Raw genomic sequence first — 19,993 nt, 5'->3', positions numbered from 1 at the left:
AATTCAATAGCTTCTTGCGCCCGTCTTTATTGGGCTAGAGGCCAAAATGATGCATCAACACCGAGCACACGGCACTTACTGGTCAACCTTGACGCGGTAAGTGACGATGAGCTGGGCACTGGGGGCGAGTGACCCAGTGAAGGTCCACTTCAGCGCGCCCTGCGCACCCACCGCCGGTTGCGTCGTCACCGCACAGGCCGTGATGCCTGCCGGCAGGCTCGCAGGCAGCGGACAGGCGGCGGAGACAAAACCGGTGAAGGCCGTTGTCGAATCACTCACAAACAAGGTGGACAGCGGCTGCGTGCCGTTGTTGGTGGCGGTCAGCTTGTACTCCAGGGTGTCGCCTGGGCTGGCGTTGACGCCGGTGGCCGCAGGCAGGGCCTGGGTGATGTTGCTCACCAGCTTGGCCAACGACAAATCACCGGCCTGGCCGACCGTGGTGATGTCGGTGGCGCTCAAGGTGTTGACGGCCAGCGCCGGGCTAGCGTTGGTGTAGGTGAAGGCCGCGCTCAGTGTCACGCTGTTCTGTGCACCCTGGCCGGCGCCTGCAGGCACAAACTGCTTGACGATCAGGCAAACGGTTTGCCCGGCCGTGACGGTGATGGCGGCGGTCACCGGCGGTTCACTGGCCTCCAGCGTGGCGTTGCAGTTGCTGTCCTGGTACAGCACCTGGCTCCAGGCCGGGCTGGCCGGCGTGGCGGTGTTGGCCAGCGTGAAGCTGACCTGCCCGCCGGTACCCGCCTTGTAGGCGTGGGCGTAAAACACCGTGGTTCCGGGCTGGGCGGTCTGCGCGCCGTTGGGGCTCAGGGTATTGGGCGCGACCATGCCAAAGTTCACGCCCGTTGCGCTTTGTCCGGCCGCGGCGGTGTAGCTGACACTGGGTCGGACATAGCTGCCGCCGGTGCTGCCGGCCGAGCCGCCCGTGGCGACGTAGCCGGCCGGCAACACGGGCGTGATGACCACGGTGCCCGTGGTGGACGCAGGCACCCACAGGATGAAGCTGCCATCGCTGGCGGTGGGTTCGCTGTCCACCGTGATCGCGCCCTGCATGGCGTTGACGGTAAGGCCGGCCAGGCCTGCCTCGGCGCCGGCCTTGATGCCGTTGTTGGCGGTGCCACCGCCGGCGCCGTTGTCGGCGAACACAGTACCGCTGAGCTTGCTGCCGTTGTACAGGCCGAAGTTTTGCGGCGCCGGTGGCGCGGCGCCGACCACGAGCTGGATCACACCCGTCGGGTTCTGGGTACCTATCCAGCCGGCCGGGTAAGCTGGCGTGATGTCGCTCAGGGTACTGTTGCCATCCACGATCAGGCAGTAGCTGCCTTGCGCCACGCTGGGCAGGCTGTAGGCGCCGCTGCTCAGGCTGACCGGTGCGGCCGCCGTGGCCGGGCCAGTGCACACGCCGCCAGACAGCGGTGCCAGCTTGACGAACAAGGCACTTGCCCCGCCTATGCCGGCCTCACCCGCGTCCAGGTTGCCATTGTGGTTCGTATCGCTGTAGACATTGCCCGCCACCAGCCGGCCTGCGGTGGTGCTCACAGGCGCCGCGCAGCCCGCGCTCGGCACATTGGCCGCGGTACAGGTGGTGGGGACGGGGGGCACCGTACCGCCGGTGGGGTCCACCGACGCATAGTTCGTCACCGGCGCACTGCTGGTTGGCGTAACCGTGATGACCAGGACGGCGTTACCGCCGCCGGCGATGGAGCCACTGTAATCACAGGTGACCAAGGTGCCGCCGGCATTGGCGGCCGTGGAGCAGGTCCAGCCCGTGCCCAAGCCACTGACATACGTCAGGTTGGCCGGCAACTGGTCCACCACACGCGCCGTCGTGCTGGCCGTCGTGCCGGTATTGCTTACCGTCAGGGTGTAAGCGCTGTTGCTGCCCACCTGCAGCGCCGGACTGGGCGCCGACTTGACCAGACCCAGGATCACGCTGGTCGGTGTGCTGGTGACGGGTGCCGCGCAACCGGCACTGGGCGTGTTGGCGGCCGTACAGGTGCTGGCCGTTGGCGGCGTGGCGCCACCTGTCGGGTCCACGGCTGCGCGGTTGATCACCTGGGCCGTACTGGTGGGCGTGACCGTGACAACAACAGCGGCCGTGCCGCCGCTGGCAGCAATGGCGGGACCACTGTAGTCACAGGTCACCAGCCCAGCGGCGACGCTACAGCTCCAATTGGTGCCCGTGCCACTGACATAGGTCAGGTTGGCCGGCAACTGGTCCACCACACGCGCGCTTGTTGTTGCGGCCGTTCCGGTATTGGTCACGGTCAGGGTGTAAGCGCTGTTGCTGCCGACCTGCAAGGCAGGGCTGGGGGTTGACTTGACCAGGCCCAGAATCACACTCGTGGCAGTACTGGTCACGGGAGCTGCGCAACCTGCCGTCGGCGCGTTGGCCGCCGTACAGGTGGTGGGCGTTGGCGTAACGGTTCCGCCTGTCGGATCGACCGCTGCGTAGTTGGTCACACTGGACGTGCTGGTCGGCGTAGCCGTGATAACAAAAGAGGCCGCTCCGCCGCTGGCAGCGATGGAACCGGTGTAGTCACAGGTCACCAGCGTGCTGCCGCTAGGAGTACATGTCCAGCCGGTGCCCGTGCCACCGACATAGCTCATGTTGGCCGGCAGTTGATCCACCACACGTGCTGTGGTTGTTGCTGCCGTTCCGCTATTGGTCACGGTCAGGGTGTAGGCACTGTTGCTGCCGACCAGCAAGGCCGGGCTTGGCGCCGACTTGACCAGACCCAGGATCACACTTGTGGGAGTACTGGTCACCGGGGCCGCGCAGCCTGCGCTCGGTGCATTGGCTGCGGTACAGGTCGTGGGGGTGGGGGTAGCCGTGCCGCCCGTCGGGTCCACCGATGCATAGTTGGTCACGCTGGCCGTACTGGTCGGGGTCGCCGTGATGGTGATGGTCGATGTGCCACCCGCGCCTAGCGTGCCCGCAAAGCTACAGGTCACCAAGGTGCTTCCGGTCGGCGTACATGTCCAGCCGGTACCCGTGCCGCTGACATAGGTCATGTTGGCCGGCAGTTGATCCACCACACGCGCCGTTGTTGTTGCTGCCGTTCCGGCATTGGTCACCGTCAGCGTGTAGGCGCTGTTGCTGCCAACCTTGAGGGCCGGGCTGGGCGCCGATTTGACGAGGCCGAGAATCACGCTGGTTGGTGTGCTGGTCACAGGTGCGGCGCAGCCAGCACTAGGTGCATTGGCCGCAGTACATGTCGTGGACGTAGGCGGGGCCGTGCCACCTGTTGGGTCCACCGACGCAAAGTTGGTGACGCTGGCCGTGCTGGTCGGTGTGACCGTGATGGCGACAGCCGCCGCTCCGCCACTGGCGGCGAGAGTCCCGCTGTAGTTACACGTCACCAGCGAGCCAGCCACCGTGCAAGTCCAGCCCGCGCCCGCACCACTGACGTAGGTCAGGTTGGCAGGCAACTGGTCGACGATGCGGGCCGTTGTGCTGGCAGCCGTGCCGGTATTGGTTACCGTCAAGGTGTAGACGCTGTTGTTGCCGACCTGCAAGGCTGGGCTCGGCGTCGATTTGACGAGGCCCAGCATGACACTGGTTGGCGTGTTCGTGACTGGCGCAGCGCAGCCTGCCGTCGGAGCGTTGGCTGCGGTACAGGTCGTGGGGGTCGGAGTCGTCGTACCGCCTGTTGGGTCCACGGATGCATAGTTGGTCACAGCAGCCGTGCTGGTCGGCGTGACCGTGATGACCACGGCGGCCGCTCCGCCACCGACCGCGATGCTGCCGCTATAGTTACATGTCACCAGCCCGGCGGCGGCTGTACAAGTCCAGCCCGCACCCACGCCACTGACGTAGGTCAGATTGGCGGGCAACTGATCGGTGATGCGAGCCGTTGTGCTGACGGCGGTGCCGGTATTGGTCACGGTCAGCGTGTAAGCACTGTTGCTGCCCACTTGCAAGGCAGGGCTTGGCGCTGACTTGACCAGACCCAGAATCACGCTGGTCGGTGTGCTGGTGATGGGTGCCGCGCAACCGGCACTGGGCGTGTTGGCCGCCGTACAGGTGCCGGCCGTTGGCGGCGTAGCTCCGCCTGTTGGGTCCACGGCTGCGCGGTTGATCACGCTGGTTGTGCTGGTCGGCGTGGCCGTGATGACAACGGCAGCCGTTCCACCGCTGGCTGCAATGCTGCCGCTGTAGTCACAGGTTACCAGCGTACTGCCGCTGGGGGTGCAGGTCCAACCTGTGCCCGTGCCACTGACATAAGTCATGTTGGCCGGCAACTGGTCCACCACACGTGCTGTCGTGGTTCCAGCGGTGCCGCTGTTGGTCACCGTCAGGGTATAGGCGCTGTTATTGCCCACCTGCAGCGCAGGGGTGGGTACCGACTTGACCAAGCCCAGAATCACGCTGGTCGGGGTATTCGTCACTGGTGCCGCGCAACCAGCGCTGGGCGCGTTGGTAGCCGTACATGTGCTGGCCGTTGGCGGCGTGGTGCCGCCTGTCGGATCCACGGCTGCGCGGTTGATCACGCTGGCCGTGCTGGTCGGCGTGGCCGTGATGGTGATCGTCGATGTGCCGCCGCCTGCGCTCAAGGTACCCACAAAGTTGCAGGTCACCAAGGTACTTCCGGTCGGCGTACACGTCCAGCCCGAGCCCGTGCCACTGACATACGTCATGTTGGTCGGCAATTGATCCACAACGCGCGCCGTTGTCGCGGTTGCCGTTCCATTGTTGGTCACTGTCAGGGTATAGGCGCTATTGCTGCCCACCTGCAAGGCCGGACTCGGCGCCGACTTGAGCAGCCCGAGTACCACGCTATTCGTCACTGGCGCTGCGCAGCCAGCTGTGGGTGTGTCGGCCGCTGTACAGGTCGTGGGTATCGGCACGGTGGTGGTGCCATTAGAGCCCACCGCGGCATAGTTGGTAATGGCCGTGGTGGTGTTGGTCGGTTTGGCCGTGATGGTGATGGTCGAGCTGCCACTGCCAGCAGCGATGGTGCCGACAAAGTTGCAGGTCACCAGTGTCCCGCTGCCGTTCGCGGCGGAACTGCAGGTCCAGCCGGTGCCGGTTCCACTGACATAGGTCATGTTGGTCGGCAACTGGTCCAGCACACGTGCCGCCGACGCGGGTCCCGTGCCACTGTTGGTCACCGTCAGGGTGTACACGCTGTTGACGGCGGCTTGCAGCGCCGGGCTGGGCTGGGATTTGTTGAGGCTCAGCGCCGGGATGATCGGGGTGATGATGACGGAACCGTTGCTGCCAGGGTTGCCACTGGCGGGTGCAACCCCCGTCACCGAAGGCCCCCCGGCACCACCGCCGCCACCGATCACGCTAAAACCCGTCACCGCCGCCGTATTACATGAACCGCCGCCTGTCGCCTGTGCGGTGTTGTTGGCGCCGCTGCTGTCCGCCACGGCTCCGCCCCCCGTGCCACGGGGGCAACCAGCACCACCACCACCACCACCCGCACCATCCTCGCCATTTGCACGGCCTGTTCCAGCCTGGCCTGCAGCGCCTGGCATCGCGCCCGTGGCCGAAGCGTCGAGGCCGGCCCGACCCATCACATCCAATGCGCCGCCCTGCCCGCCGCCGCCGCCGCCGGCGATCAACACCCGGGTATTGCCGCTCGTGGCCACCACACTGGCGGCCCCCCCGCCGGCACCGCCGCCAGACCAGCCACTGCCGCCGGGAGTTCCCCCAACCCCGCCCGCATACCCGGTTGTCCCTCCCGCAAGGCCGCCCGCTCCAACAGCGGTGGTGCGGGTGTAGGGGTTTCCGTCCGAAGTCTTTCCAGACTGCCCGCCTTGGCCCACATAAATATTAAGTACCGTGCCAGGGGCTGCCAAATACGTGCCCGTGGCCCGGGCGCCGTCGCCGCCGGCGCCGCCCCAGCCATTGGCATCGTTTCCGCCGCTGCCACCGCCCGCGCCGTTGGCCACAATGGTCACCCCGGCCGCACCGGCAGGAACGGTATAGGTTTGCAGTGCGCCGGTGTAGTTGAAGGTTTGGGCTTGGGCGCAAGCGTCACGAGGCAGCAGGGCCAGCAGGAACAACGCGGCCAAGGCGATGGCGAAGCCCGGCTGTAGCCGTGTGTGCTGCGCAAAGCGCCCGAGAAGCGTGGTGAATGGCGTCATGGTTTTCATGGTTTGCTGATCGCCGGCCCGGTGGCGCTGGCGGAAGAGCCCAACAAGTTCTCGTCAAATTTAAAGCGCAGGCGCACATAAAGACCGCGCTGAGTGTAGGCCTCGCCCGCCAGGTCGGGCGCGCGGAAGCCCTTGATGTTGTAGCCCAGGGACAACCACATGTTCTTGAAGGCGAGGTAACCGACTTCCAGGCCGACGGCGGTTTCAGCAGCGCCGCCACCCCACATGCGGTAGGCCTGCAGGCTGACGTCCCAGCGTTCGCTCAGGTCCCAGGTCGAACGTCCGCCCAGCAGTTGCGTGACCGAGTGGCTGTTCAGGTCGTTGGACTGGTCGCGACCCCACTTCGCGGCATAACGCGCGTTCATAACCCAGTCGCGGCGTGGCTGCACGTTGAGGTGGGTCGACAGGATCAGGCCGGACTCATCGCGGCGCAGGCTTGGGCCCAGGGTGCTGTCCACGTCTTTCTTGTATTCGATGCGCCCGAGTGCGTTCCACACATTGGTGTCGACCGGCCGGTAGGCCACGCCCGACTGCCAGGTCGTCAACTCACGCTGGCCGGAACCCACGCCGAGGTTGATCTGCTCGCTGTAAAGGCCGCGGTTGAGCAATGTCCAGTTTTCATCGAGCTTGTTGGCCACCGCACCGGTCAGCAACCAGCTGCGCGAAGTGGTCGAGCTCTGCCACTGCACCTGGCCCGAGGCCTTCCAGTCGGCGGCGGCCGTGTAGTCGGCACCCAGTGTCACGGCGCTGGAGTCGGTCTGCGTGACGCCGCTCAGGGGCTTGATGCGCTGGACGCTGCCGGTCAGGCCGATGCCGTTGTCCAGGCGCCAGCGCCTGCGCAGGCCGACAGCGGCCTCACTGTTGCGGCCGCTGATGCTGTCACCCATACGGTACTCATTGAACAGCTGGGTGCTGTCGGTGAGTTCCGTGTTGATGCCGGCCACCGTGGTGTACTGCGACGCCGCAGGATTGAGCGTGTAAGGGCCCTTGAGGCTGTTGATGAAATTGTGACGACCATAAAGGCGGGTTGTGGAATTGATGGCGTAGTTGCCGCCAATCCCGACCTCCTTGCCACCCGAGCCATCAATCGCATATTCGACCAGACCAAAAACATCCGCCTGCGGCACATTCGGCACGGGCACGGTGACCTTGACACGCGCGGTGGTGGTGCCCACTTCTTCGGCCGATCCGACGGCCAGCGCGGCTGGCGAGGGGATCACCGGCACCGAGGTACCCGGCAGGGCCGGCGCCGACAGCGCCGCAGCCGTGTTGGCACTGCTGTAACGCACGCCCACTTCAAGCTTGATATTGCCGGCCAGGCTGTGTTCGAGCTTCAGCTCCATGCCGGTCTGCGCCGCACCGGTGACGCTGTTGGCTGTCTTCAGCGCTTCACCCACCATGCGGTTTTTTTCGTCAACGACGTAACCGATCTTGGCGCCGTACTCCGACAGGCCGGCCGACTGCATGCTGTTGGGATTGACAAAGCCAGCGTTGGTATGAACACCCCAGACCCGGGCCTGCAGCGCCTTGTCTTCGTGGCGCAGTTCGGCGCGCTGGCCAGCGCCACTGCCCTGCAGGTCGGTGCTGCTGCGGGCCAGCTCGCCGGTCAACACGGTCTTCTCACCCAGGCGTGCCAGCACATTGACACCATTCAGGCTTTGCTGGTTGATAGGGTCGGTGTCGCGCATGGTGCTGGCGCCCAGCGTGATGCCTGGGGCGACCTGCACACGAACATCCGCACCGGCCACCTCATGCTTGGGGCCGCCCATATCCACGGAGTAGCTCACGCGCAAAAAGACGGGGTTGAGGTCGGCATCCACACTGGGCACCGGTGACTTGAGCAACAGTTGGCCGCTGTAAGCCTCGATCTCGTAATCGGTAAACGGTGTGAGCGGCGTGTCTTTCACAATGACCGAGGCCTGGTTGCGGCCACGGGTGATGACGTTGACCTGCTGGCTGTTGACAACGCCGTTCATGTTCAGCCGGAAGGGCCCTGAGGTCCCGTTGGCACGGAACTCCTGCACGACTTGTGTGGCGGACGTGCGGCTGGCAAAAGCTTCCGCGGTCAGCCCACCCTCCTGGTAGCGACCCTTCACGCCGTTGAGCGCGCGGGCATACTGGCTCAGCTGGCGTGCGGGGTTGTCGCTCTGGGTCGAGTAGTCGCCCAGCAAGGCGTAGCTGGTGCCGTTTTGCAGCATGACGTAGAGCCGGCCGGTCGACTGCGCGTCAAAGCCGCGTGCCGACGAATCGCCATACACCGGGTAGAACTGGTTGGGCTGGATGTCGCGAAAGAGCGCCGTGTCGGACGGTTTGTCGGAGTCGTAGGCCAGGGTCAGCAGCGAGGATCCGAGGACCTTGCCCTTCAGGAACAAAGCGGTTCGTGCACCCACATCACCTTTGCCGTTGGAAAAACTGCGCGAGGTGCTCTGGATCTGGCGCTCAAACACATCGCCGTTTTGCGACGGCTGCAGCGCAGAAGGATTGAGGCTGCGCAGGTTGATGACGCCTTCCACAATACCGGCGGCAATCATGGGCCGCAGGTTGGGCATGAACTCGATGCTGGCGGCGGACTTGATGGTGCCGCTGATGACGTTGAGCTCGGCCTTGCCGGGCTGAGCCGGCGGCAGCAGCAGAAAGCGCCCCTCCCCGCCTTCGACAAAAACCTGCGTTCCGGGCTGACGCGCATCCAGATCCGGGGTTTGCCACTGGCCCAGGCTGGCCTGCAGGCTGACCTGGGTGCGCGCAGTCACCGGCAGGCCTTGCGCATCGCGCAGGGAAATGGTGATGGGTACAGCGGTCGTACCGTCTGCGACCAGTTGCGGTGGCGCAGCGATGTCGATTTTTGCCAGCGCGCCAGGCACTCGCAGCGTGACTTGCGCTGTGCCACGGGCAATGCCAAAACTGTCGATCGCGCGCACGGAGAGCGTGTTGCGGCCGGCCTGGAGATCCACACCGATGTACTCCCAGGCCACAACCTTGTTTTTCTCCAGGCTGCTCTTCTTGCCCACCTGTGTTGCCGGCACGACCTTGCCATTCACCGTGAGTTCAAAGCTCGCGCCCAGCGGACCCTTGACGCGGACCCGGGTCTGGGCAGAAGGCAACCACTGCTCATCCACCAGGCCCACAAAGCCGGTTTCGGCCGTCAGGTCCGGCAGCAGGTCTTCAAGCGGCTGGGCCGCTTGCGCCGCTTCGCTATCAGCTGGTGGGACGGCTTGCGCCGGGGCAGGCGCGGGTTCGACGCCAACCGGCGTGTAAATCGGCTTGGGCAGCCCCCGGGCATTCGGGGCATAAGGCCCGCCGGTGTCACCGACTGCGCCCAGCGTGCCAGCGGGGTTGGCCGCCATGGCCCCTGGCAGCGGTGCAACGACATTGGAGCCGGCATTGTTTTGCAGTGCGCCGGGCAGTCCGAAGCCGCCGCTGGCGGGCAAGGTACGGCCGTCCACCGCGACCGCGCCGCGGTTGGCCTGCAACAAGGTGCCAGCGGCCTGCACAATTTCCGAGGGATTGCTAAGGGCCTTGCGACGCGCGGCGATCTGCTCGCGAATGCCTGGCGTGCATTCGGCGATGGCAAAGTCGGCCTTGTGCAACTCGCCGTTGGTCAGGTCGACAAAACGGCTGCCGCCGTCAAAGGCGTTGCGGTTATTCAACACCGCCAGCGTGGCGCCTGCGGGCAGGGTGATGTTGTCAATCTTGGCAACGTGGGTGCGCGGCTCCAGGCCGTAGAAGCTGTACTTACCTTCTTCGTCGGTCACCGCATAAGTACCGTCTTCCAGGTAAATACGCACGCCCGGAATACCCGGCTCGCCAGCGTCCTGCACACCATCGCGGCTGCAGTCGGCAAACACCTTGCCGATCACATAAGCCTTGTTGGAAAACACACCACCAACCACTTGCACACGAACGCTGGAACGGTTGGATCGCACGGCGCCGCTGGCGGCCTGGGCCGTGTTGATGCCATTGCCGCTCTGGCTACCCACACCGATGCGCACGCGGTAGGTCAAAGTGGGTTGCGCGCTGCCGGCAAGGGTGCCCACCGCGAACTGCAGGCTGGGACCCGCACCGCCAGCCGGGTCTGCCAGCGGCGCGCCGTTGAAACGTGCGCTGCCGCGCACATAGGCAAATCCGGCCGGCAAACTGTCGCTGACCACTGTGGCCGGCAGCGGCACCGCGGTGACGTTATTGAACTTGATCGCGTAGTCGACAAAATCACCGATCTCGGCAGTCTTCTTGTTGGCGGTTTTTTCGATGAACAGGCCACCCGTGCTACCCGGATCCATTGGGACATCGAAATGCACAGGCACACCGGCCACCAGAAAGTTGCCGCCGTATGAGCCCGGCGTATCGATCAGGCGCCCGGCCGGCTGCAGTGCCGCTGGCAGGGCCGATGGGAAGGTGTAACCCGCTGGCGGGGTAATCACCAGACGGTAGGTGCTGCTCAACACCAGCGGGAACTCATAACGGCCGCTGGCCGCCGTCACGATGACGCTGGGGGCCGGCGTCACGCCGTCCGCCTGGAGCACCACCGCCGGACCGCCGGGGCTGCCGCCATTGCCCGCACCGGTGACATCGATCAATTGCACGGTCGCACCGGCAATCGGCTGATTGGTGCTGGAGTTATAGACCGTGCCGGAAGGATCCACCAGCAGCATGGTGGTGGCAGAGACCGCCACGCCGCCGCAGCTGGTGATGGTGGCGGTCACGGTGTCGTTACGCAGCACTTCAAGAATACCGTCGCCCGCAGCCACGAGACGCACGGTCGCATCCGCCGTGGGAAGATGGGGCTGGATGCGAAAGACACCGGTGTTGGGTCCGGTCTCCACGGCGGTGAAGATTTCCGTATCCCCTGTCAGTTGGCTGACAACGGTGACCGACACCGTGCCGACCACGGCAGGATCGGCATTGCAAACGGCAGCATCCACCTGCACGAACAGCGGACTGCCGGGCGTGCTTTGGATGGCCTTGGTGGCATAACTGTTGCTGGTGTAAAAAAGAATGCTGGCGGCACGCGCCGGCAGTGGCAACACCACGGTGTTGCTGGCGGTGGTCAGCGGTGCGCCCGCATCGTTCCAGCCCGCATAAGAAGTCCCGCTCACGTTGCCGGCGGCATTCGAATTCACGTTGACGGTGAACTGGCCCTGGAACAGGCCGCCTTGCGGCAAATTGGCGATGCTCCAGGCCACGGCATCCACCACCGCGCCAGCCGGCACCACCGAAACGTAACTGTTGGCGGCGCTGCCCAGCAGATGGAACAGCGTCTGCGCGCCAGGGTTGGTGGCGGGCTGGGCGGACACAAAGGTGGTGTTCACAGGCACCGGGATGCGCAGGATGAAACGTGTCGCAGGCACGCCGTCGACCGTCAGACTGGTGGGGCTGGCCGCCATGTTGCCGTTGTTGATGGCCTTGGCCGTGAGGACCAGGTCGATACCCGGCGTCGCCGTCGGGGATGCCGCCGCCAGTGTCACCTGAACCGCCGCGCCGTTGGTGAGGTTGATCGTGTCGGTGTTGCTGGCCGTGGCGCCCTGCGTTTGGCTGACCGCTCTCAAGGCAATTTGCGCGACCTGGCCCGGCGTCGCACCGGCGGGAATCTGGCCGGTGACCAGCAGCCCCGCGTTGGCGCCGACGGCAAGCGACACCACGCCGCCGGCCGGAATCACGGACTCCCCGGCATCTACCTGGCCGTTGCCATTCGCATCCAGTACCACCTGCAGGTTGAAAGGAATGAAAGCGCTGCCGCCGGCCACATTGGCCGTGATCAGGTAGTTGGTCACCGCATTGCCGGTGTTGGCCAGGTTGTGATTGATGGTGAATGAAGAACCCGTGCCAATCAGCAGGTTCTGGCTGGCAGTCAGTGTGAGCGCCTCCAGGGGCAAAACCTTGGTGCTCACGACATTGGAGTTCAAGCGCACCGACAAGCCCGTCGCCGCGTCCACAAAGGTCGCCGACGCGCTGGCGCTGATCATCGTCCCCGCTGCGGGCGCGGCTGCCTGTGCTGCGGCCCAGAAGAGCAGCAACAGGCAGGAGATCAGCAGCTTGTTCAGCAGGCGGAAAAGCATGTGGGCGAATGGATGATTTGGTTTGCGGCAGGGCGAGGCTTTCCAAAGGGCACGCAGGTGCTCTTTGGAAAGCGGGGAAGCTTTCGCTTCCCGCGCCAGAGGTCAGGACGGAATTAGTTGTCGACCTTCACACCGAAAGTCACGACAGCCGACTGACCGGGGGTCAGGGTGCCGATGGTTGCCGTGACTGTGCCGGCAGCACCCACGGCCGGTCCGGTCACCGTACCCACCGTGCTGGCCGCCGCACTGCTCAGCGTCGTGTAGCTAGGCGTCGAATCAGAGATGACGACAGCCGTCGCGTTGGCCGAGCCCACATTGGTCACGGTGACCTGGTACAACACACACCGACCCGGCAGAGCACTCAGGTTGCCCTGCGCATAGGCTCCGGCGGGTGTGCCCGTGCAGGGGAAGGCATCCAATGCCTGCATCTTCGTCAGGGTCAGATTACCGGCGATCACCGTGGTGCTGTCAGTGGCGATTGCCACGGCAGGGACCGTCGTGCTGTAGCCGCCGGCGACGTTGCTCGTCGTCACCGTGATGGTCGTGGTATCCACCGCACCGGGCGTGGCGCCGCTCGGGGCAATCACCTTGTTGAACACGGTGATGGCTGCGCCGGGCGCCAGGCCGGTAGTCAGACCGGCCACAGCATTCAGGTTGCCGCTGATCAGCGGATCGGTCGCGTCGAGCACGCCGTTGTTGTTGGCGTCGTAGTACAGCGTGGAGGTCCAGCCGGCCTGGGCGTTGGTCGCGCTCAGCGCCATCGTGCTCAACGTGCCATTGCCTTCGAGCACGTTGCCGGTGTTGGTCAAGGTGTGGCTGTACACGTAGGAGCCGCCTGGGTAGGTCTGACCTGCGCCGTTGGGCGTGAGGGTGATCGAGCGCACCGCAACCACAGACACGGCATCATGCACCGTATCGGAAACTCCCGACGTCGGCGACAAGGTACGGAAGTACAAATCGGTGACCCCGGCCGAAGATCCCACCGGCACGCTGACCACCGCGCAAACAAAGACAGCGCCGTTGGCGGCCACGGTACCCGTGTTGGTGATGGTCGCCCCCATCGTCGAGCAGTTATTGGAACCACCGTCAGCACGGAAGTTCACGGTCCAACCGGCCGGCAGGGTCACGCTGGCGAAGGTGTTGACCGTGCTTGCGCCCAGGTTGTAGCTGTCCGGCGAAGGGCCGGTGTTGTTGGCCACGAGGGTGAAGACCGTCGAAGCACCCGGGTTGACCGCATTGGATTTCACAATGGCGGCTTCACCATTCGGGAAAATGCCCACGCCCGGAACACCAACACCAGTCACCGCATCATTGGTGAGATCGACCTTTGCGCCGGCGATGGCGGTCAATGTGTCGTTGGCGCTGGCTGACTTGGTCGGGTCGAACACCGACGTGGCAGTCTTGGCGACGATGAATGGCGCGGCGGTGTTCGTCGCGCTTGGCGGCAAGGTGGCTTTCAGGATCACGTTGTAGCTGGCGCCGGCGGCCAGAGGCCCCGTGTCAACCGTGCCGTCGGCGTTGGTATCCACCAGCGGCGTAGTTCCGTCGCTCTTGTACAACTGGAAGGTGGTGCCTGCGGGAAAATTGCCCGAGCTCAGCGTCATGTTGAAGGTGTCGCTGCCGTTACCGGTGTTGGTCACGGTGTTGGTAAAGCTGACCTGCGAACCAGGCGCGGCCGGGCCGGCCACTGTGTCGCCCGTGAGCGTCACCAAAGCCATCTGCTGCACCGTGAAAGGAACCGTGTTGGACGAACCTGTCACCGTAGCGGCGCCATTGTTGTATGACGTTGTGGCGGTGTTGTTCAGCGTGCCGGGCGCGGTGCCCGCGGCCACGGTCACACCGAAGCTGACGGTGCCCGACTGGCCGGCCGTCACCTGGTTGAGCGTCACAAGCAGGGTCTTGGTGGCCAGGGTATAGCCCGAGGTCAGCGTGTTGGGTGCTGTACCGCTGGAACCGCCGCCGTCGCTCAACGCCGTGGCGCCGGTGGCGCTCCAGCGTGCGGAGCCCGCGGTGTAGGTCAGGCCTGCGGGAAGAACGTCGGTGATGGCCACGGCGGTTGCCGTGCTGTTGCCGGTGTTGGTATAGGTCAAGGTGTAGGTGATGGCCGTGCCCGCAGGACCACTGGAAACGCTGGCTGATTTGCTCAGCGTCACGACCGCGTTGGAGGTCACCGTGGTGGTATCGGTGTTGCTTGCGCTCGCGCCGCCGGGGAACACACTCGTCGCCGTGACCGTCATGACTTCAGCCGAACCCGTCGTTGCCGCGGCGGGCACCGTGCCCTGCACGATGAACTTGAACACCGCGCCGGCGGCCAGTGGACCGCTGGACGTGAGGGCAGGACCCGTCGGCTGACCGCTGCCGTTGTCGGCAAAGATCTGCATATTGGTCATGGTGAAGCCGCCACTGGTGTGTACAACGCCCAGATTGAAGCTGTCGCTGCCGTTACCCGTGTTGGTCAGGGTGTGCGGATAAGACACCACGCTGCCGGGCGTCGCATTTTGTGCGCCATTGGCAACCAGCGTCAGGCTCGCGATCTGCTGCACCGTGGTCTGGACCACATTGGAGGTCACCGTGCGCGTGATACCCGAAGCATCCGAATACGTGGCCGAGGCCTGGTTGCTGATGGACGTGCCGGCCGGAGGCGGCGCCGCATGGGCGGCCATGCCTGCCATGAGCAACGCGAAGGCAACAAACAGTCCCACCATCCAGTGGGTAAAAAAGTGCGGCAGCCTTAACGGCGGCTGACTTGGGGGGTTGGCATACATGAGGCTTTTCTCCTGACTTCAAGACAACGATGGATCAACAAACAAGAAACGCGAAAATCGCAGGCCTGTGAAGGCCGGCGAAACTGCTCGGGGAACCGGGGCCGTGATCACGGCTTGGCGGCGGCGGTAGGCGCCGGGGGTGAATCGATGCGTACCCGCAGGCTCACCACCGTGGTGCCGCCGGCTGGCAAGGAGCCGATTTCCCAACGCAGCGCGCGGTAGTCGGCAAAAGGAACCACTTCCCGGCGTTCGCTGCCATTGGCCAACTTGACCGTGCGGGTCAGCGGCATGGGTGCAAAGGTGGTGCCGTCGGTCGAGGCTTGGGCAGTCGCAGGGCTGGCACTGCCGGCGATAAAGGTAGTACCCACAGGCACCGGCATGGTGGCCAGCAGCTTGCTGGCGGCGGCGCTGCCGGTGTTGCGGTAGGTGGTGCTGTATTGCAGAACATCGCCTGACTTGCCCTCGGAAGCCGGCTTCAAGACCGGCTTGCCGTCGACCATGTCCACCTGCTGGGCGACCATCTGGGAGGTCACGGTGGGGGTGGTTTGCGCCTGCGCGGCATGGCCAAACACCAGGCTCACCGCAAAAATACAAAAATTCAAAATCTGTTTCATGGCTGGTCCAATGGTTAAAAATCCGGGCTGGATTGCTTACAACTTCGTCGCCATCAAGCCCTTTTGATGACAAAACTGCTGCTATTTGTAAGTTTGTGTTATTTGACCAAAAAGACTTGGCAACGTGGCGCGGGAGGACGCCACAAGGCCTCAAAAAACGCCGTCTTCCGTGAAATAGCTCTCAAATGTTGAATAAGCAGCTACTTGAGATGACGCTTGATGACGCCAAAATTTGCTCATCCGCAACGAATTGGCGGACTTGGTGCAACAAGATTGAATGTATCTATTTGTAACCAAAATGAAACCCCGGGCCAAGGCATTCAAGCGCGTAACCGGCCAACACGGCGCACGCCTGACCGAACTCGGAGCCGTTTCAGGTTTGAAAGCTGCTTACCCAGCAGGCACAAGGCCGAGCCGCCGGACAGCGCCTGGGCAGCGACGTCTCCCGCCGAAAAATCAGCGGAACGGGACTGGGGGGTGTTTTTATGCCCGCGGCGCAGGGCTGGCGACGGACTGAGGCCTGGAAGACCCGGCGACCAGGCGTTCAGGTCGCGTCACCCGGCCTTCTTGCAAAGAAAGGGGCGCACCGGGTTGGGGTTGGGACTGGGCCCGGAGGCAGACGCCCATTGCCAGTCAAGCTGTCATGCCGGGCATGGCTGCGCCGGTCTTGATCTCGACACACCACATGTCTTGCGGAAACAAGCCCAAAGGCGACCGAACACGGCCGCCACGGCAAGGGATCTGCGGGTGGACACGCGTCAAGCTGTCACCCGTGGACAAGCAGGGCCCAGGGCGCGTTACACCCCTGGCCCGCCTGCCTGTCAGCGGTCGAAGGCCGGCCTTTTCGGATCAAACTTCCAGCCCGGAATCAGGCTTTGCATGGCCACCGCATCGTCGCGCGAACCCAGGCCGTGTTGTTTGTAGAGCTGGTGCGCTTTTTCGACCTCGACCATGTCCAGCTCGACACCGAGTCCGGGCTTTTTCGGCACCTGCACCAGGCCGCCTTCGATCTTCAGAGGCTCTTTGGTCAGGCGCTGGCCGTCCTGCCAGATCCAGTGGGTGTCGATGGCGGTCACGCGGCCAGGCGCGGCTGCACCGACCTGGGTGAACATGGCCAGCGACACGTCGAAGTGGTTGTTGGAATGCGAGCCCCAGGTCAGGCCCCAGTCGCGGCAGGTCTGCGCCACACGCACCGAGCCGGCCATGGTCCAGAAATGCGGATCGGCTAATGGAATATCCACCGACTGCAGCGACAACGCGTGGCTCAGCTGGCGCCAGTCGGTGGCAATCATGTTGGTGGCGGTGGGCAGACCGGTGGCACGGCGGAACTCGGCCATCACCTCGCGGCCCGAGAAACCTTCTTCGGCGCCGCACGGGTCTTCGGCATAAGCCACCACACCGCGCATGTCGCGCATCAGGCGGATCGCATCCTTGAGCAGCCAGCCGCCGTTCGGGTCCAGCGTGACGCGGGCCTCGGGAAACCGTTCATGCAGCGCGCGCATGGCGTCGACTTCTTCCTCGCCGCGCAAGACGCCGCCCTTGAGTTTGAAGTCGTTAAAGCCGTAACGTTCGTGCGCGGCTTCGGCCAGGCGCACGATGGCCTCGGGTGTCATGGCTTTTTCGTGGCGCAGGCGCGACCAGGCGTCCTTGGCTTCCGGCTCGCTCGCATAAGGCAAGTTTGTTTTGGATTTGTCGCCAACAAAAAACAAATAGCCCAACATCTCCACCGCATCGCGCTGCTGGCCTTCACCCAGCAAGGCCGCGACCGGCACTTCCAGGTGCTGGCCCAGCAAATCCAGAAAGGCCGACTCGATGGCCGTCACGGCATGGATGGTGGTGCGCAAATCAAAAGTCTGCAGGCCGCGGCCGCCGGCATCGCGGTCGGCAAACTGGCGCTGCACCTGTTGCAAGACCTGCTGGTGCGCGCCTATGGGCTGGCCGACCACGAGGTCGCGGGCATCTTCCAGGGTCTGGCGGATTTTTTCGCCGCCCGGCACCTCACCCACGCCGGTGCGCCCGGCGTTGTCGGTGAGGATCAAGAGGTTGCGCGTGAAAAACGGGCCGTGTGCACCGCTGAGGTTTAACAACATGCCGTCGCGGCCGGCGACGGGGATCACACGCAAGGCGGTGATACGGGGAGTGGTGTTCATGGGCATGTCGGCTCGCTCAATCAATGGTGATTTTTCCAGTCTCGATCACCTTCTTCCAGCGCGCAAATTCGTGCTGCTGGAAGGTGGCGAACTGCTCCGGCGTGTTGGCGACCACTTCAAAACCAACCGAGACAAACTGCTGCTTGATCTGCGGGTCATTCAGTGCGGCGACGATGGCAGCGTGGGCCTTGGCGCGCACGTCGGCCGGCAGGCCTTTGGGCGCCACCACGGCTTGCCAGGAATACACCACCAGGTCTTTCATGCCGGCCTCGCCCAGCGTGGGCACGTCCGGCAGCAGCGCCGAGCGTTTGCCGGAGGTGATGGCCAGCGCCGTCAGCTTGCCGGACTTGATGTGTTGCAACACGGCATTGATGTTCTGGAACGAGGCATCGACCTGGCCGCCCAGCAAGTCGGTGATCGCCGGCGCGCCGCCCTTGTAGGGCACATGGGTGCCGCTGGTGCCGGTCTGCTGCCAGAACAGCTCGGCCGTGAGGTGGTCGCTGGAGCCATTGCCCGACGAGGCAAACGACATCTTGCCGGGATTGATCTTTTGGTAGGCCACCAGGGCGCCCACGGTTTTGTAAGGCGACTTGGCCGGCACGACCAGCACATTGGGCGCTTGCACGGCCACGGTGATGGTGTCGAAATCTTTCAGCGTGTCGTAAGGCATGTTGCGGATCAGGTGCGGTGCAATCACCAGCGGGCCCAGCGAGGTCACCAGGAAGTTGTAGCCATCGGGTGCCGAACGTTTGACCTGCGTCGCGCCAATCGTGCCGGTGGCACCGGCCTTGTTTTCCACCACAAAAGGCTGGCCCAGCTTTTCGGTCAGCTTGGGGGCGATGGCGCGGGCCACGGTGTCGGTGGAGCCGCCGGGCGGGAAAGGCACAACCAGGGTCACGGATTTGGCCGGCCAGGCCTGGGCGTGCACGGCGGCACTGAAGGCCAGGCCAATCGCGAGTGCGGTCAACAGTTTTTTCATGGGGAAGTCTCCTGGGGTGATAAATGGCGCTTGTGGGGCGCCGGATTTTCAAAACTGGGGAGCAGCGGCCGGACGCGAAGCCCAACTGCGGCAAGCGCACCGGCTGATTCCTGACGCGGAAAAGCCAAGGTAGTGCGACCACATACAGGCAAATGGTAGCGCTACCTTTTTAAAAGTCAAGACGGGAAACTCCGGAATCTGAGGTCTTCAGGTGCTGTCGCGGCTGACGATGGAAAAGCCCACATCCACCACCCGCGTCGCCACCTGTCGGCCTTCGGCTCTGTCCACGATAAATTGCGCGGCCTGCCGGCCAATCGCCATGCCGTCGATACGCACGGTGGTCAGGGCCGGCTGCAGGTCGGCGGCAAACTCGAGGTCGCCAAAACCCACCACAGCCAGTTGTTGGGGCACCTTGACCCCACGCAACTGCGCTTCGGTCATGACACCCAAGGCCAGCAGGTCGGAGCTGCAAAACACCGCGTCCAGGCCCGGCGAAGTTTGCAACAACTCCGCTAGCGCACTGCGCCCGTGCTTCAACGTCGTAGGCGCCGGCACAATCACCACGGCCACCTCGCCCAGACCGGCGGCATGCGCCGCGGCCTGGAAAGCCTGCTGACGCCGCTTGGCACGTTCGTCGTCACCGGCGATCACGGCCAGGCGGCGCCGGCCCCGGGCGTACAAAAAATCCACCACCGCGCGGCCCACGTCCACATGCGAAAACCCCACCAGCATGTCTATGGGGGTGGGTGTCAGGTCCCAGGTTTCGACCACCGGGATGCCGGCGGCCAGCAGGCGTTTGCGCCCCTCGGGTGAATGCATGATGCCGGTCAGCACAATGCCGTCCGGCCGGCGGCTGATGATGGCGTCCAGCAAGGCGTCTTCGCGCGAATCGGCATAACCGCTCTGGCCCAACATCAACTGGTAACCCTGAGCCGCCAGGGCCTCGTTGAGCGAACGCACGGTTTCCATGAACACCGGCCCCGAGATGGTGGGCACCAGCGCGGCCACCAGGCGGCTGCGCGCCGAGGCCAGACCGCCGGCCATGCGATTCGGCACATAACCCGTGCGGGCGACCGCATCGTTGACTTTGTCGAGCAAGGCCTTGGAGACCTGGCCGGGCGTGTTCAGCGCGCGCGAAGCCGTGATGGGCGCGACCCCCGCCAGCCTGGCCACGTCATGCAGGGTGACCGCGCCGCTGCCCCGGCGGCTGCGCCGCGCCGGCGTGTTGTCTTCGTCGTTCATCGCCGGATTCTAGGTGTGTGGCGCCCCGTATTGGTATGGCCGAGGCACAGGCCAGATCGGATGTTCACGCGAGTTACTCCTGATT

Annotated in this window: 7 protein-coding genes; all 7 read right to left on the bottom strand. The window is 64.6% G+C overall.

Annotated features, from left to right (window positions below):
* Window positions 1-75: 75 nt before the first annotated feature.
* The 7 genes from ACHMXK_RS21535 to ACHMXK_RS21505 all read right to left on the bottom strand — a co-directional run bounded on the left by ACHMXK_RS21535 (window position 76) and on the right by ACHMXK_RS21505 (window position 19,908).
* Window positions 76-6,105 carry a hypothetical protein gene (locus tag ACHMXK_RS21535; protein WP_397442730.1) on the bottom strand — a complete coding sequence of 2,010 codons (6,030 nt, stop codon included), beginning with the start codon at window positions 6,103-6,105 and terminating at the stop codon, window positions 76-78.
* Entirely contained in the window at window positions 6,102-12,158 is a 6,057-nt protein-coding gene (locus tag ACHMXK_RS21530) for an SdrD B-like domain-containing protein (protein ID WP_397442729.1), read from the bottom strand. Before ACHMXK_RS21530 ends, ACHMXK_RS21535 begins: the two co-directional genes overlap by 4 nt.
* Before the next feature lie 113 nt (window positions 12,159-12,271).
* Window positions 12,272-14,923, bottom strand: coding sequence for a beta strand repeat-containing protein (locus ACHMXK_RS21525; RefSeq protein ID WP_397442728.1), 2,652 nt, complete (start codon window positions 14,921-14,923; stop codon window positions 12,272-12,274).
* Between the two features lie 107 nt (window positions 14,924-15,030).
* Window positions 15,031-15,537 carry a hypothetical protein gene (locus tag ACHMXK_RS21520; protein WP_397442727.1) on the bottom strand — a complete coding sequence of 169 codons (507 nt, stop codon included), beginning with the start codon at window positions 15,535-15,537 and terminating at the stop codon, window positions 15,031-15,033.
* Window positions 15,538-16,358: 821 nt separating this feature from the next.
* Window positions 16,359-17,693, bottom strand: a complete 1,335-nt coding sequence (gene gudD / locus ACHMXK_RS21515) for a glucarate dehydratase (protein ID WP_397442726.1) — start codon at window positions 17,691-17,693, stop codon at window positions 16,359-16,361.
* Window positions 17,694-17,703: 10 nt separating this feature from the next.
* Window positions 17,704-18,666 carry a Bug family tripartite tricarboxylate transporter substrate binding protein gene (locus tag ACHMXK_RS21510; protein ID WP_397442725.1) on the bottom strand — a complete coding sequence of 321 codons (963 nt, stop codon included), beginning with the start codon at window positions 18,664-18,666 and terminating at the stop codon, window positions 17,704-17,706.
* 207 nt (window positions 18,667-18,873) lie between these two features.
* Window positions 18,874-19,908: a LacI family DNA-binding transcriptional regulator gene (locus tag ACHMXK_RS21505; protein ID WP_397442724.1), complete on the bottom strand. Its 1,035-nt coding sequence runs from the start codon at window positions 19,906-19,908 to the stop codon at window positions 18,874-18,876.
* Between the last annotated feature and the right edge of the window lie 85 nt (window positions 19,909-19,993).

The organism is Polaromonas sp. UC242_47, assembly GCF_044452385.1.
In the GTDB taxonomy this organism is placed as follows: domain Bacteria; phylum Pseudomonadota; class Gammaproteobacteria; order Burkholderiales; family Burkholderiaceae_C; genus Polaromonas.
This window is presented reverse-complemented; position numbering and strand designations above follow the sequence as displayed.